Here is a 13,991-nt window from a genome sequence, read left to right as displayed (position 1 = left end):
ATCCGCATCCGGATCCCCGCGAGACCGCTCGACCGGCACCGCCCACCAGCGGAGCCGCACGCGAGCGGGATCGGTCACGAGCGAGAACAGACACGTGCGCACCACTGCGCCGGGAGAGCACCTCATGCTGAACAACCAGAAGCCGTCGCCCATGCCGATCGGCAAGTACCGTCCCTTCCACGAGCTGATCGCCGTGGACCTGCCCGACCGCACCTGGCCGTCGAAGCGCATCACGACCGCGCCCCGCTGGTGCGCCGTGGACCTCCGCGACGGCAACCAGGCGCTCATCGACCCGATGAGCCCCGAGCGCAAGCGCATCATGTTCGATCTGCTGGTCCGGATGGGCTACAAGGAGATCGAGGTCGGATTCCCGAGCGCGAGCCAGACCGACTTCGACTTCGTGCGCAGCCTCATCGAGGAGGGCGCGATCCCCGAGGACGTCACCATCCAGGTGCTGACCCAGGCCCGCGACCACCTGATCGAGCGCACCTACGAGTCGATCCGCGGTGCGCGCCAGGCGATCGTGCACCTCTACAACTCCACGAGCGTGCTGCAGCGCGAGGTCGTGTTCCGCAAGGACCGTCAGGGCATCATCGACATCGCGCTGGCCGGCGCCCGCAAGTGCCGCGAGATGGAGTCGACCGTCCCCGGCACGGCCGTCTACTACGAGTACTCGCCCGAGAGCTACACCGGCACCGAGCTCGACTTCGCCCGCGAGATCTGCGACCGGGTCGTCGAGGTCTTCGAGCCGACTCCCGAGCGCAAGGTCATCCTGAACCTGCCCGCCACCGTCGAGATGGCCACCCCGAACGTCTACGCAGACTCGATCGAGTGGATGAGCCGCAACCTCGCGCAGCGCGAGAACATCGTGCTGTCGCTGCACCCCCACAACGACCGCGGCACGGCCGTGGCGGCGGCCGAGCTGGGCTACCTGGCCGGTGCCGACCGGATCGAGGGCTGCCTCTTCGGCAACGGCGAGCGCACCGGCAACGTCGATCTGGTCGCGCTGGGCGTGAACCTGTTCACCCAGGGGATCGACCCGCAGATCGACTTCAGCGACATGGACGGCATCAAGCGCACCGCCGAGTACTGCAACCAGCTGCCCGTGCCCGAGCGCAGCCCCTGGGCGGGCGACCTGGTCTTCACCGCCTTCAGCGGCTCGCACCAGGACGCCATCAAGAAGGGCTTCGAGGCGATGCAGGCCGAGGCCGAGCGGACCGGCCGCAGCGTCGACGAGCTCACCTGGGCCGTGCCCTACCTGCCGGTGGACCCGAAGGACCTGGGCCGCTCCTACGAGGCGGTCATCCGCGTCAACTCGCAGTCCGGCAAGGGCGGAGTCGCGTACCTGCTGAAGACGGACCACGCGCTCGACCTGCCGCGCCGACTGCAGATCGAGTTCTCGGGCGTCGTGCAGGCCAAGACCGACGCCGAGGGCGGCGAGGTCACGAGCGAGCAGATCTGGACGGTGTTCCAGGACGAGTACCTGCCGGCGCCCGCCGAGCGCGCCGACGAGAAGTGGGGCCGCTTCGAGCTGCTGCGCACGAACACGTCGAGCGATCTGGGCGGCAGCATCGCGCTGGACGCGGTCCTCCGGGTGGGCGACGAGCGCGTCTCGGCCAGCTCGCGGGGCAACGGCCCGATCAACGCCTTCGAGGCCGTGCTGGAGCAGCAGGGCGTCGAGGTCCGGGTCCTCGACTACGTCGAGCACGCGCTCAGCGCCGGCGGCGACGCGCTGGCCGCCTCGTACGTCGAGTGCACGGTGAACGGCCGCACCCTGTGGGGCGTGGGCGTGGACGCCGACATCTCGACCGCCTCCCTCAAGGCCATCGTCTCGGCCGTCAACCGCGCCCTGCGCGAGGAGGTCCCGGTCCGCGAGCTGGCCGGCGCCTCCGCCTGATCGGGCCCGATCCCCGCCGTGGGAGCCGTGATGCGTCGCGGCTCCCACGGCATTCCCGTGCGCGGACCGCGCGGGACTCCGCTCCCTGCGTCCGGGTCGGCCGCCGCTAGGTCCGGCGGCGCCAGCGCAGGCGCGGCACCCCGCTGAGCGCGCGCTGCTCGGGCAGGCTCCAGCCGTAGCGGACCGCGAGCAGGCGGATGACCGTGGTCACGCCCACCGCGAGCGGCGCGGCGAAGTCGATCGTCACTCCGAAGCGCAGCGCGAGGACCAGGACGCCCGTGCCCACCGAGGCCGCGACCGCGTAGAGCGAGCCGACGTGCATCAGCGCGATCGGCCGGTTCAGCAGGATGTCGCGGACCACGGATCCGCCGACGGCCGAGACGGTGCCGACGAACACGGCCGGCACCTCCGGCACGCCGAGCGACAGGGCCTTCGTGGTGCCGATCGCGCCGAAGAGCCCGAGGGTCAGCGCGTCGAGAGCGGTGATCGTCCCGTCGACCCGGTTCAGCAGGTGCTGGAGCAGCATCCCGAGCAGGGAGGCGGTCACCGCGACGATCAGGTACGCGTCGGTGTGCAGGGCCACCAGGGGCGTCTGGAGCAGAAGATCGCGGAGCACGCCGCCGCCGAGGCCGGTGGCCGTGCCGATGATCGTGACGCCGAGCAGGTCGATCCGGCGGTCGCGGAACTCGCCCGCGAACATCGCGCCCTGGAGGCAGCCGATGGCGATCGCGAGCAGGTCGGCCCAGGCCGGGATCTCGAAGAGGGAGGCTGCCACCCGGACATCGTTCCACGGCGAGGGCCCTGCCCCGGCCGGGCTGCCAGCCGGGTGTCGGGGGTCGGGGGGATAATCGGAGGATGCCCACCTATCGCGACGAAGCCGTGGTGCTCCGCACGCACAAGCTGGGCGAGGCCGACCGCATCGTGACGCTGCTCTCGCGCAGCCACGGCAAGATCCGCGCGGTGGCGAAGGGCGTGCGCAAGACCGGCTCCAAGTTCGGCTCGCGGCTCGAGCCGTTCATGGTCGCCGACCTCCAGCTCTACGAGGGCCGGAGCCTCGACATCGTGACGCAGGCCGAGTCGCTCGGCGCCTACGGTGCGCTGATCGCCGCCGACTACGACAGCTACACGGCGGCGAGCGCGATGGTCGAGACGGCGGACCGCCTCACCGACGCGGACGCCTCCCTGCAGCAGTACCTGCTGCTCGTCGGGGCCCTGCGCTCGCTCTCGAAGCACGAGCACGAGCCGGTGCTGACGCTCGACTCCTACCTCCTGCGGGCGCTCTCGATCGCGGGCTGGGCGCCCAGCTTCGAGGACTGCGCGCGCTGCGGCGCCCCCGGGCCCCACGGCGCGGTCGTGGTGCAGCTCGGAGGCGTCGTCTGCGCCGACTGCACGCCGCCCGGCGCACCGCGGGTCGCTCCGGAGGTCGTGGTCCTGCTGGGCGCACTGCTCACGGGAGACTGGGCCCACGCCGAGACCACCGAGCCGACCACGCGGTCGCGGGCGAGCGGAGTGGTCGCCGCCTACACGCAGTTCCACCTCGAACGCGGTCTGAGATCCCTGGAGCACGTCACCCGATGAAGCCCTTCACCCACAAGGACGCCGAGCCGTACCGCCCCCTCGACTGGACCGGGATCCACCCGCCCGCGATCCCGCGGAAGGCCGTTCCGGGGCACGTCGCCATCGTGATGGACGGGAACGGCCGCTGGGCGAACTCCCGCGGCCTGACGAGGATCGAGGGGCACAAGCGCGGCGAGACGGCGCTGCTGGACGTCGTGGCCGGAGCGATCCAGATCGGCGTGAAGCACCTCAGCGTCTACGCGTTCTCGACCGAGAACTGGAAGCGCTCGCCCGAGGAGGTGCGCTTCCTGATGGGCTTCAACCGCGACGTGCTGCACCGCCGCCGCGATCAGCTCAACGAGTGGGGCGTGCGCATCCGCTGGGCCGGGCGGAAGCCGCGCCTGTGGGCGTCGGTGATCAACGAGCTGCAGTTCGCCGAGCGGATGACCGCGGACAACGACGTGCTCACCCTCACCATGTGCGTCAACTACGGCGGGCGCACCGAGATCGCCGACGCGGTGCAGCGGCTCGCCGCCGAGGTCCAGGCGGGGCGGCTCAAGCCCTCCGGCATCTCCGAGAAGACGATCGCCCGGGCGCTCTACGTGCCCGAGATGCCGGACGTCGACCTCTTCGTGCGCTCCTCCGGCGAGCAGCGCACCAGCAACTTCCTGCTCTGGCAGAGCGCCTACGCCGAGATGGTGTTCCTCGACCGGCTCTGGCCCGACTTCACGCGGACCGACCTCTGGGACGCGATCGAGCACTACTCCGGCCGCTCCCGCCGCTTCGGCGGCGCGGTCGACGTGCCGGGGGCCTCCTCGTGATCCGGATCGGAATCGTCGGCTTCGGGCTCGCGGGCAGCGTCTTCCACGGTCCGTTCCTCGCGGCGGATCCCGCTTTCGAGGTCGTCGCCGTCTCCACCCGCGACGCCGGTCGGAGGGCCGCGGCCTCCGCCGCGCATCCGGAGGCCCGGATCGTGCCCGACCTCGACGCGGTGCTCGCCGAGCGGCCGGAGCTGGTCGTGCTCGCCTCGCCGCCGTCGGTGCACCGGGAGCAGGCCGTCCGGGTGCTCGAGGCCGGGGTCGCCGTCGTGATCGACAAGCCCTTCGCACCGAGCACGGCCGACGCGGACGCGGTCATCGCCGCCTCCGAGCGGAGCGGTGCGCCCGTCTTCGTCTTCCAGAACCGGCGCTGGGACGCCGATCTGCTCACGCTCCGCCGCCTCCTGGGCGAAGGCGTCCTCGGCGAGGTCCTCCGCTTCGAGTCGACCTTCGAGCGCTGGAGCGCGCCGAAGACGGGCCGGTGGCAGAGCGAGACGGGCTCGGCCGAGGGCGGCGGGATCCTCTTCGATCTCGGCAGCCACCTGGTCGACCAGGCGCTGCTGCTGTTCGGCCCGGCGGTCGTCACGGCGGCCGAGACCCGGACCGTCCACGAGGGCTCGGCGAGCGAGGACGATGCGTTCGTCTCGCTCCTGCATCACAGCGGCGTCCGCTCCCACCTCACCATGAGCCGCGTCGCCCGGGCGACCGGCCCCCGCTTCCGCGTGCTCGGCACCCGCGCCGCCTTCAGCGTCGACGGCCTCGACCCGCAGGAGACCGCGCTCCGCACCGGCGGCGCCCGACCGGACGACGACGGCTTCGGCGAGGTCGCGCCGGAGGGATGGGGCGTCCTCGTCGACGACTCCGGCGCACACCCCGTGCCGAGTGAGCGGGGACGATACGCCGCGTTCCTCGAGCAGGTCGCGCGGTCCCTCCAGGACGGCGCTCCCTCGCCGGTCGACGTCCGCGAGGCCCGCGAGGTCGTCGCCGTGCTCGAGCAGGCGCACGCCCTCGCCGCCCGCTGACCGGGCCCGGCGCCGACGCGCCCGGTCGCTCCCCGGTCTTGGCGATCCGGCTCCGGAGCGTCATCCTCGAGAGGTGAGCACCGCACTGCCGAACTCCGCCGACCTGCGCGCGCGCTTCGCCGGTGCCCGCGGCTACCACAACGCCTGCACCCTCGGCCTGCCGCCGCGGGAGACCGTCAAGGCGCTGCGGGCGGACCTCGACGGCTGGTCGTCCGGGGAGAGCACGGCCGCCGCCTACGGCGTTGTCGCCGAGCGCGCGCGTGCCTCGTTCGCCGCGATCGCCGGCGTCCCGGTCGACCGTGTCGCGATCGGCTCGCAGACCTCCGCCATGGCCGCCGTGCTCGCCGCCTCGCTGCCCGACGGGGCCCGCGTGCTCTGCGTGGACGGCGACTTCTCCTCCATCGTGTTCCCCTTCCTCGCCCAGGCGCACCGCGGAGTGACCGTGCGCTCCGTCGCGCTCGAGGCGCTGGCCGACTCCGTCGAGGACGGGGACGACCTCGTCGTCTTCTCCGCCGTGCAGTCCAGCAGCGGAGCGCTCGCCGATCTCGACGCCGTCCTCGAGGCGGCCGCGCGCCACGGAGTGCGGACCGCGTGCGACCTCACGCAGGCGGTCGGCGTCCTGCCGGTCGACGCCTCCCGCTTCGACGCGACCCTCACCCACGCCTACAAGTGGCTGTGCTCGCCGCGCGGAGTGGCGTTCCTCACCGTCTCGCCCGCCTACGCGGCCGAGCTCGTCCCCGTGCAGGCGGGCTGGTACTCGGGGGAGGACGTGTGGTCGTCCTGCTACGGACCGGCCATGCACCTGGCCGAGAACGCCCGCCGCTTCGACGTCTCGCCGGCCTGGCAGGCGTTCGCCGGCGCCGAGGCGTCGCTCGCTCTGTTCCGCTCGCTCGACCTCGACGCGGTCTGGGCGCACGCCTCCGGCCTCGGCGACCTGCTGTGCGAGCGGCTTGACCGGGAGCCTCAGCACCGGGCGCTCGTGTCCTGGCCGGACGAGGGGGGAGCGGACCTGGAGCTGCTGCAGGCTGCGGGTCTGCGCGTCTCGGGCCGCGGCGGCCGGCTCCGCATCGCCTTCCACCTCTGGAACGACGAGTCCGACGTGGACGAGCTCGTCCGCGTGCTGCGGGAATAGCGGGGCGCCCCCTCCGTTGTCCTGGGAGTGAGTGCTGAGCCGAGCCCCCTCTCCGTCGACGTCTGGTCCGACATCGCCTGCCCCTGGTGCTACATCGGGAAGCGCCGGTTCGAGCGCGGGCTCGAGGCCTTCCGCGCCGCGCACCCCGAGGCTCCGGAGGTCGTCGTGGAGTACCGCAGCTTCGAGCTCTCGCCGGACACGCCGGAGGACTACCGCGGGGGAGAGGCGGCGTTCCTCGCCGAGCACAAGGGCATCCCGGAGGTGCAGGCGCAGCAGATGCTCGACTCCGTCACGGCGATCGCGGCGAGCGTCGGCCTCGACTACCACTTCGAGTCGGTGCGCCACGTCAAGACGGTCACCGCCCACCAGGCGCTCCACCACGCCAAGGAGAACGGACTGCAGCTCGAGCTCGTCGAGCGTCTCCTGAGCGCGTACTTCGTCGAGGGCCGCGACCTGGCCGATCCGGAGGTGCTCGCCTCGCTCGCCGGCGAGGTCGGGCTCGACCCGGCGGAGACGCGCCGCGCTCTCGAGGACCGGCGCTACCTCGGGCGGGTGCAGTCCGACATCGCCCAGGCCCGCGAGTACGGGATCTCGGGGGTGCCGTTCTTCGTCCTCGACGGGCGCTTCGGCGTCTCCGGCGCCCAGGAGCCGGCGGCGTTCACCGAGGTCCTCGAGCACGTGCTGGAGCAGCGGGCGGCCGTCGCGTGAGCGGGCCGTTCGAGATGCTGGGCGACTCCGGCGTGCCGCTGTGCGAGGACGGCGTCTGCGCCGTGCCGCAGGCCGCGGAAGCGCAGGCCGAGGTGCCGCCGATCAGCGCGGAGGCTCCTCCACGGTGATGTCGGCCACGGTCGCGCCGTAGGCGGCCACGAGGGCGTCCGCGTCGACGAAGGCGCTGCGCCCGTCGGCGCCGGCTCCCATCGCGACGCGGCGGCCGAGGATCCGCTCGTCGGCGTAGACCGGCCAGGCCGTCGTGGAGCCGATCGGGGTAATGGTGCCGCGCCGGTAGCCGGTCGCCTCGAGGGCGGCCGTCTCGTCCGGGAGGCGGAGCTTGTTCACTCCGACCACCGCGCGCAGCTTCGGCCACGCGATCTGCCGCCCGCCGGGGACGAGGGCGAACAGGTAGCCGCCGTCGTGGCGCTTCACCACGAGCGACTTCACGATGTCGCCGGGCTCGATGCCGAGCAGCGCGGCCGCCTCGTGCAGGCTGCCGGCAGCGGGCCTCTCCACGATCTCGACCGCAAGGCCGCGGGCGGACGCGTCCGCCTCCAGCCGCTGCGAACCGTCCTCCACAGGTGTGCTCCCGTTCATCTCTCCACCTCTCCGCTCGTCACTCCGCCTTCCCCAACACAGGATCTGGGAGAATCGATACCGATGTCCTCCACTCTCACGGCCGCCCCGCCCGCGCGCACCGCGCCGGCGCTCCGGATCGGCCCCCTCGAACTCGACGCGCCGGTGGTGCTCGCCCCCATGGCGGGCATCACCAACACGGCGTTCCGCCGCCTCTGCCGCGAGTTCGGCAACGGCCTCTACGTGAGCGAGATGATCACCTCCCGCGCGCTCGTCGAGCGCACGCCGGAATCGATGCGCCTCATCCGCCACCACCCCAGCGAGTCGGTGCGCTCGATCCAGCTCTACGGAGTGGACCCGGTCACCGTCGCCGAGGCGGTCACCATGCTCGTCGCCGAGGACCGGGCCGACCACATCGACCTCAACTTCGGCTGCCCCGTGCCCAAGGTCACCCGGAAGGGCGGGGGAGCGGCCCTGCCGTGGAAGCTCCCGCTGTTCCGGCAGATCGTCGAGGGCGCCGTGAAGGCCGCCGGCGACGTCCCGCTCACCGTCAAGATGCGCAAGGGCATCGACCCGGACCACCTCACCTACCTCGAGGCCGCCCGTGCCGCCGAGGGCGCCGGGGTCGCGTCGATCGCGCTGCACGCGCGCACCGCCTCCGAGTTCTACAGCGGGCACGCCGACTGGTCGGCGATCGCCACGCTCAAGGAGACGGTCACGAGCGTGCCCGTGCTGGGCAACGGCGACATCTGGTCGGCCGAGGACGCGCTGCGGATGATGGCCGAGACGGGCTGCGACGGAGTCGTCGTCGGTCGCGGCTGCCTCGGGCGCCCCTGGCTCTTCGGCGACCTCGCCGCCGCGTTCGCCGGCTCCGACGAGCGGTTCCGCCCTTCGCTCGGACAGGTCGCCGAGGCGTTCCGCCGCCACGCGGAGCTGCTCGTCGACTTCTTCGAGAGCGAGGAGCGCGGCTGCCGCGACATCCGCAAGCACGTCGCCTGGTACTTCAAGGGCTACGCCGTCGGCGGCGACCTCCGCGCTCGCCTGGCCACCGTCGAGTCGCTCGCGCAGCTCGACGAGCTCCTGGCGACGCTCGACTGGACGCAGCCCTACCCGGGCGAGGCGGCCGAGGGGCAGCGGGGCCGCGCCGGCTCGCCCAAGGTCCCCTCCCTCCCGGACCGCTGGCTCGAGTCCCGCGAGCTCGACGCCGGGCAGCGCGACGCGGTCTCGGCCGCCGAGATCCACAACAGCGGTGGATGACCGCGCGCTCTGGGGGTACTCGCTCGTCGACACCGAGCGATTCCTGCCGGAGGACCACTCGACTCGCCGCTCCGACTTCGCCCGCGACCGCGCCCGGCTCTTCCACTCCAGCGCGCTCCGCCGCCTGGCCGCGAAGACCCAGGTGCTCAGCCCCACGGCGGGCGTCGACTTCGCGCGCAACCGCCTGACCCACTCGCTCGAGGTGGCGCAGATCGGCCGGGAGCTCGCCACGAGCCTCGACCTCGACCCCGACGTCGTCGACACGGCCTGCCTCGCGCACGACATCGGGCATCCGCCGTTCGGGCACAACGGCGAGCGCGCGCTCAACACCTGGGCCGAGGGGATCGGCGGCTTCGAAGGCAACGCGCAGACCTTCCGGCTGCTCACACGGCTCGAGCCGAAGGTGTTCGGCGACGACGCCCGCCCCTACGGGCTGAACCTCACCCGCGCCAGCATCGACGCGAGCTGCAAGTACCCCTGGCCCGACACGCGCTCGGTCGCGGACCCGTCGGGGCGCGCCAAGTTCGGGTTCTACGCCGACGACGCCCCCGCGTTCGCCTGGATGCGCGAGGGCGCCCCCGAGGGGGTGCGCTGCATCGAGGCCGAGGTGATGGACCTCTCGGACGACATCGCGTACTCCGTGCACGACTTCGAGGACGCGGTGGTCTCCGGCTACATCGACGTCGAAGCACTCGGCTCCCGCGCCGACCACGAGGACCTCGTGCAGTCGATGCACTCCTGGGTCGGCGGGGAGGTCGGACACGACGAGCTCGTCGCCGCCTTCGACCGTCTCGACTCGCTCGACGTGTGGGTCTCCTCCTGGGACGGCTCCCGCCGCGACCAGGCCCGGCTCAAGAACCTCACCAGCCAGCTCATCGGCCGCTTCGCCGCCGCCGCCACCGAGGCCACCCGCGAGGCGTACCAGCACCCCGACCTCGTCCGCTTCGGCGGCCACGTCGTCGTCCCCCGCGAGCAGCAGGCCGAGATCGCCGTGCTCAAGGGGATCGTCGCGACGTTCGTGATGTCGCGGAACACCCGCCAGCCCATCTACGCCCAGCAGCGCGAAGTCCTCACCCGCCTCGCCGACACCCTCCTCGACCGCGGCCCGGGAACCCTCGAGCCCGGCTTCGCCGAGGACTGGCACGCCGCCCCCGACGACGACGCCCGCCGCCGCGTCGTCGTCGACCAGGTCGCCAACCTCACCGACCAGAGCGCCCTCGCCTGGTTCGAGAGGCTGTGCTGATGCGCTGAGCCGGGCGGCGCCCGGCTCAGCTGTGCCGCCGGTCCCTGCCCGGCGTCACCGCGGTCGGCTTGTCGAGGTGGTGCGTTCCAGGGAGCGGGGTGCGTCCGCCTAGGGCGATCCGCTGGGACGCGGATCGGCCGTTCGGCGGTGCTCGATTGCACGCCGGTCCTCGCCCGGCGTGGCGCGGTCGGCTTCTCGGGGTGGTGCGGTTCGTGGAGCGGGGTGCGTCCGCCTAGGGCGATCCGCTGGCACGCGGATCGGCCGTTCGGCTGTGCTCGATTCCACGCCGGTCCTCGCCCGGCGTGGCGCGGTCGGCCTCTCGGGGTGGTGCGTTTCGTAGAGCGGGGTGCGTCCGCCTAGGGCGATCCGCTGGCACGCGGATCGGCCGTTCGGCGGTGCCGGTGGCACGCCGGTCTCTGCCTGGCTCGGCGCGGTCGGCGGTGCTCGATTCCACGCCGGTCCCTGCCCGGCGTGGCGCGGTCGGCTTGGCGACGTGGTGCGTTTCGTGGAGCGGGGTGCGTCCGCCTGGGGCGATCCGCTGGCACGCGGATCGGCCGTTCAGCGGTGCCGGGGCACGCCGGTCACCGCCAGGCGTCACCGCGGTCGGCTTGCGGGATGGCGGGTTCCAGGGAGCCGGGTGCGTCGTCTGAGGCGATGTGCTGGTGTGCGGGTCGGCCGGTCGGCTCGGAGGGCGGGGAGGGCACCGCACCGCGAGGCGCGGAGGGGCGCGGGGCGGCGGGTACGGTGAGGGCGTGGGAGCGGAGCGGACACGGCAGCGGATCCTCGAGGCGGCGACGGAGGAGTTCGCGGCGCACGGGCTGGCGGGAGCGCGGGTCGACCGCATCGCGGCACGGTCGGGGATGAGCAAGCCGATGCTGTACTCGCACCGGCTCACGGCGCGCGAGGCCGTCGCCGCCGTCGTCCGCGTCAGTGCGGAGGGGTACTCCGCGCCCGGCACACCTGCCGGCTGCTTCGTGCTGAGCGAGCCGCGGCTCGAGGCCCGTCGCCGTGAGATGGAGGCGCTCGTCGCCGCACGAGTCGAGCGCGGGATCGAGGAGGGCGACGTGCCGCCGGAGACGGACGCCGGATCCGTCGCCGCCTTCGTCGTCGCCGTGCTCAGCGGGATGTCGACGCAGGCCCGCGACGGAGCACCGGCGGACCGCATCGCGGTCATCGGCGAGCTCGCACTCGGCGCGCTGCCGGCGGCCACGGGCGTGCGAGCCGCAGGGCGCACGCCGGGAGCTCCCGGATGAGGCCGCGTCGGCCCCGTCTCGGCCTCCTCGCCCTGGTCGTCGCGGGGCTGCTGCTGGTCCAGCCCGCCGCGGCCTCGGCGGCTCCGCTGCTCCCTCCCGCGAACGGCGTCCTCGACGACCAGCTGGGAGGCGCCTACGCTCCGGCGTCGAGCGTCACCATCGTCGACCGCGACCGCACGGACGCGCCCGCCGCCGGCCGCTACAGCATCTGCTACGTGAACGCCTTCCAGACCCAGCCCGGCGAGAGCGCCGCCTTCGCGAAGCGGCACCCCGAGCTCCTGGTGAGGCGAGCGGACGGGAAGCCCCTCGCCGATCCGGGCTGGCCGGACGAGTACCTCTTCGACGTCTCGACCGCCGCGAAGCGGACCGCTCTGCTCGCGATCGTCGGCGCCTGGATCGACGGCTGCGCCGAGGACGGCTTCGACGCCGTCGAGGCCGACAATCTGGACAGCTACACCCGCTCGGGCGGGAGGCTGACGAAGTCGCAGGCGCTGGCGTTCGCCACCCTCCTGACGGCGCGCGCTCACCGCTCCGGCCTGGCGATCGGCCAGAAGAACGGAGCCGATCTCGCCGCTGCCGGGAAGAGGACGGTCGGCTTCGACTTCGCCGTCGTCGAGGAGTGCCAGGTCTACGACGAGTGCGCGGCGTACACGGACGTCTACGGGCGCCAGGTCTACGAGATCGAGTACACCGACAACGGCCGGTCCGCCTACTCCGAGGCCTGCGCCGCGCAGGGCCGGAGCATCTCGGTCACCCTCCGCGACCGCGACGTCGTCCCCCGTGGCGCACCGGGCTACGTGAACCGGCACTGCTGACGCCGGGCGGACGCTACCGCAGGGCTCCCAGCACGACGGCCGCGGCTCGGGCGACCAGCGCGTCGTCGTAGTCCGCCTCGGGGTCGTTGCGCGACGAGAGGATCGACAGCACGACCGCGTCCCGCCCGGGAGGCGTCACCACGGCGACGTCGTTGCGGATCCCGCCGGCGCCCCCGGACTTGTCCGCGACGCTCCAGCCGGCCGGAGCGCCCGCCCGGACGAGAGTGTCGCCGGTCGCGTTGCCGCTCATCCAGTCGAGCAGGAGTGCCCGGTCCTCCGCGGACAGCACGTCACCTGTGGCGACCGCGACGAGGTCCGCCGTGAATGCGGCCGGGGTGGTGGTGTCGTCGATGCTGCCGGGCTCGATCGTGTTCAGAGCGGGCTCCTCGTTCACCACCTCGGTGGTGGTGTCGCCGAGAGCCTCCAGTCCTCGGTCGAGGGCGGAGGGTCCGCCGAGGCGCCGGAGGACGAGATTCAGCGCTGTGTTGTCGCTCCGGCGGACGGCCGCCTCGGCGAGCTGCGACAGCGGCAGGCCGGTGGCGGCGCTCTCCTCCGTGACGGGGGAGTAGCCCGCCGCCTCGACGTCGGCCACGGTCCAGGTGACCACCTCGTCCCGCTCGGCGGCGGGGACGGTGCGCAGGAACTCCGCCGCGGCGAGGGCTTTGAGGCTCGAGGCGAAGCCGAAGCGCTCGTCGGCCCGGTGATCGACCCGGCGACCCGAGCCGGTGTCGACGGCGCTGACGCCGATCCGGGCGTCGAACTCGTTCTCGAGCACGGCCAGCTCGGCGGAGACGTCGATCGGAGGAGGGGTGGCGGAGGACGCCGACGACGGCACGGAGGCGGACGACGGCGGCGCGACCGGGGCGTCCGCGGTGGTGGTGCACCCGGCGAGGGCCAGGAGGAGGGCGGAACCCGCGAGTGCGCGGAGGGTCCGCGACGACCCTCTCGAACGCTTCACAGCGCGGAGTAGACGACGGAGAAGGCGACGGCGGCCGCCGCGGTGACGCCGAGCGCCGCGAGCGAGACGAGTGCGCGCGGCTTCCTCCGCACGACGCCCAGGACGAGGAAGCCCGCGCCCAGGACGATCTGGAGCCACCAGTACACCGGACTCGTGGTGTCGGCGACCACGCCCAGCGCCCAGACGCCCTCGCCGATCAGCACGCCCGAGAGCGGCGCGACAGCCAGGACGCGCCACGTCCTCGAGCCGTGGAGGGTGAGTGCGGCGGCGGCGCCCAGGATCGGCCCGGCGGGGACGGCGAGCAGCCAGAAGACGTCCGTGAAGGGAGGCGAGTAGCCGAAGCCGCACGCCGCGGTCACCAGGTCGTAGCCCTCGAGCAGCGCCCAGAAGCTCAGCAGGCCGAGAGCGGTCGCCGCCGCCGGTCGGGCGCCGCCGAGGCGTACGAGCGCGAACACGAGCATGGACCAGCCCCCGGAGGAGTTGGCGAACGAGCTCACCGACGGCGGGAGGGAGCCCTGCAGCAGGCTGGTGAGCCCGCCCAGGACGAGACCGCCGAGCAGGGCGACGAGCAGAGCACGCAGGAGAGGCGGGCCGGAGGCGGCAGGGGGCATGGGTCGATCCTCGGAGACGGCGGGCGGGTGCGGATCAGGGATGACCCTGATCTCGGGGTGCGGGTGGATCACAGGTCTCGGGGTGATCCGCGCCGCCCTGGTGCAGTTCTCCCCACCCCGGCTCGGCGGCCCCGGCGGCCG

At 73.1% G+C, this 13,991-nt stretch carries 14 protein-coding genes; 10 read left to right on the top strand and 4 right to left on the bottom strand.

Annotated features, from left to right (window positions below; genetic code table 11):
* Positions 1 to 124: 124 nt before the first annotated feature.
* The gene (gene leuA / locus C5C63_RS08420) at positions 125 to 1,897 is read left to right on the top strand and encodes a 2-isopropylmalate synthase (protein ID WP_104238221.1); all 1,773 of its coding nucleotides are present in this window, start codon (positions 125 to 127) and stop codon (positions 1,895 to 1,897) included.
* Between the two features lie 106 nt (positions 1,898 to 2,003).
* Here the strand turns inward: leuA and C5C63_RS08415 are convergent, their stop codons facing one another.
* Complete coding sequence (locus C5C63_RS08415) at positions 2,004 to 2,672, bottom strand: trimeric intracellular cation channel family protein (protein ID WP_104223430.1); 669 nt, start codon at positions 2,670 to 2,672, stop codon at positions 2,004 to 2,006.
* Between the two features lie 80 nt (positions 2,673 to 2,752).
* Between C5C63_RS08415 and recO the strand changes: the two genes are divergently transcribed.
* The 5 genes from recO (at position 2,753) to C5C63_RS08390 (ending at position 7,134) form a co-directional block, all read left to right on the top strand.
* On the top strand, positions 2,753 to 3,475 hold the full coding sequence (gene recO, locus C5C63_RS08410) for a DNA repair protein RecO (protein ID WP_104223431.1): 723 nt from the start codon (positions 2,753 to 2,755) through the stop codon (positions 3,473 to 3,475).
* On the top strand, positions 3,472 to 4,275 hold the full coding sequence (locus C5C63_RS08405; protein ID WP_104238220.1) for an isoprenyl transferase: 804 nt from the start codon (positions 3,472 to 3,474) through the stop codon (positions 4,273 to 4,275). The genes recO and C5C63_RS08405 overlap by 4 nt, the downstream gene beginning before the upstream one ends.
* On the top strand, positions 4,272 to 5,294 hold the full coding sequence (locus C5C63_RS08400; RefSeq protein WP_104325851.1) for a Gfo/Idh/MocA family oxidoreductase: 1,023 nt from the start codon (positions 4,272 to 4,274) through the stop codon (positions 5,292 to 5,294). The genes C5C63_RS08405 and C5C63_RS08400 overlap by 4 nt, the downstream gene beginning before the upstream one ends.
* Before the next feature lie 73 nt (positions 5,295 to 5,367).
* Complete coding sequence (locus C5C63_RS08395) at positions 5,368 to 6,426, top strand: aminotransferase class V-fold PLP-dependent enzyme (protein ID WP_104292606.1); 1,059 nt, start codon at positions 5,368 to 5,370, stop codon at positions 6,424 to 6,426.
* 27 nt (positions 6,427 to 6,453) lie between these two features.
* Positions 6,454 to 7,134: a DsbA family protein gene (locus tag C5C63_RS08390; RefSeq protein WP_104292605.1), complete on the top strand. Its 681-nt coding sequence runs from the start codon at positions 6,454 to 6,456 to the stop codon at positions 7,132 to 7,134.
* A gap of 102 nt (positions 7,135 to 7,236) precedes the next feature.
* Here the strand turns inward: C5C63_RS08390 and C5C63_RS08385 are convergent, their stop codons facing one another.
* Complete coding sequence (locus C5C63_RS08385; protein ID WP_104223436.1) at positions 7,237 to 7,734, bottom strand: aminoacyl-tRNA deacylase; 498 nt, start codon at positions 7,732 to 7,734, stop codon at positions 7,237 to 7,239.
* A 63-nt stretch (positions 7,735 to 7,797) separates the two neighbouring features.
* Between C5C63_RS08385 and dusB the strand changes: the two genes are divergently transcribed.
* The 4 genes from dusB (at position 7,798) to C5C63_RS08365 (ending at position 12,281) form a co-directional block, all read left to right on the top strand.
* A complete protein-coding gene (dusB, locus tag C5C63_RS08380; protein ID WP_104223437.1) occupies positions 7,798 to 8,970 on the top strand; it encodes a tRNA dihydrouridine synthase DusB in 1,173 nt (390 codons plus the stop codon).
* Positions 8,963 to 10,213 (top strand): deoxyguanosinetriphosphate triphosphohydrolase, encoded by a 1,251-nt coding sequence (locus tag C5C63_RS08375; RefSeq protein WP_104223438.1) that lies wholly within the window; start codon positions 8,963 to 8,965, stop codon positions 10,211 to 10,213. Before dusB ends, C5C63_RS08375 begins: the two co-directional genes overlap by 8 nt.
* Positions 10,214 to 10,965: 752 nt before the next feature.
* Entirely contained in the window at positions 10,966 to 11,466 is a 501-nt protein-coding gene (locus C5C63_RS17380) for a TetR family transcriptional regulator (RefSeq protein ID WP_181110583.1), read from the top strand.
* Positions 11,463 to 12,281 carry an endo alpha-1,4 polygalactosaminidase gene (locus tag C5C63_RS08365; protein ID WP_104325849.1) on the top strand — a complete coding sequence of 273 codons (819 nt, stop codon included), beginning with the start codon at positions 11,463 to 11,465 and terminating at the stop codon, positions 12,279 to 12,281. The genes C5C63_RS17380 and C5C63_RS08365 overlap by 4 nt, the downstream gene beginning before the upstream one ends.
* A 13-nt stretch (positions 12,282 to 12,294) precedes the next feature.
* On the opposite strand, the gene bla is transcribed toward C5C63_RS08365, so the two are convergent.
* Together bla and C5C63_RS08355 are read right to left on the bottom strand one after the other, a co-directional pair.
* A complete protein-coding gene (gene bla, locus C5C63_RS08360) occupies positions 12,295 to 13,239 on the bottom strand; it encodes a class A beta-lactamase (protein WP_104325848.1) in 945 nt (314 codons plus the stop codon).
* Complete coding sequence (locus C5C63_RS08355) at positions 13,236 to 13,850, bottom strand: DUF6518 family protein (protein ID WP_104325847.1); 615 nt, start codon at positions 13,848 to 13,850, stop codon at positions 13,236 to 13,238. The genes bla and C5C63_RS08355 overlap by 4 nt, the downstream gene beginning before the upstream one ends.
* Between the last annotated feature and the right edge of the window lie 141 nt (positions 13,851 to 13,991).

It is taken from the genome of Rathayibacter sp. AY1B8, from assembly GCF_002932775.1.
Classification (GTDB): Bacteria; Actinomycetota; Actinomycetes; order Actinomycetales; family Microbacteriaceae; genus Rathayibacter.
This window is presented reverse-complemented; position numbering and strand designations above follow the sequence as displayed.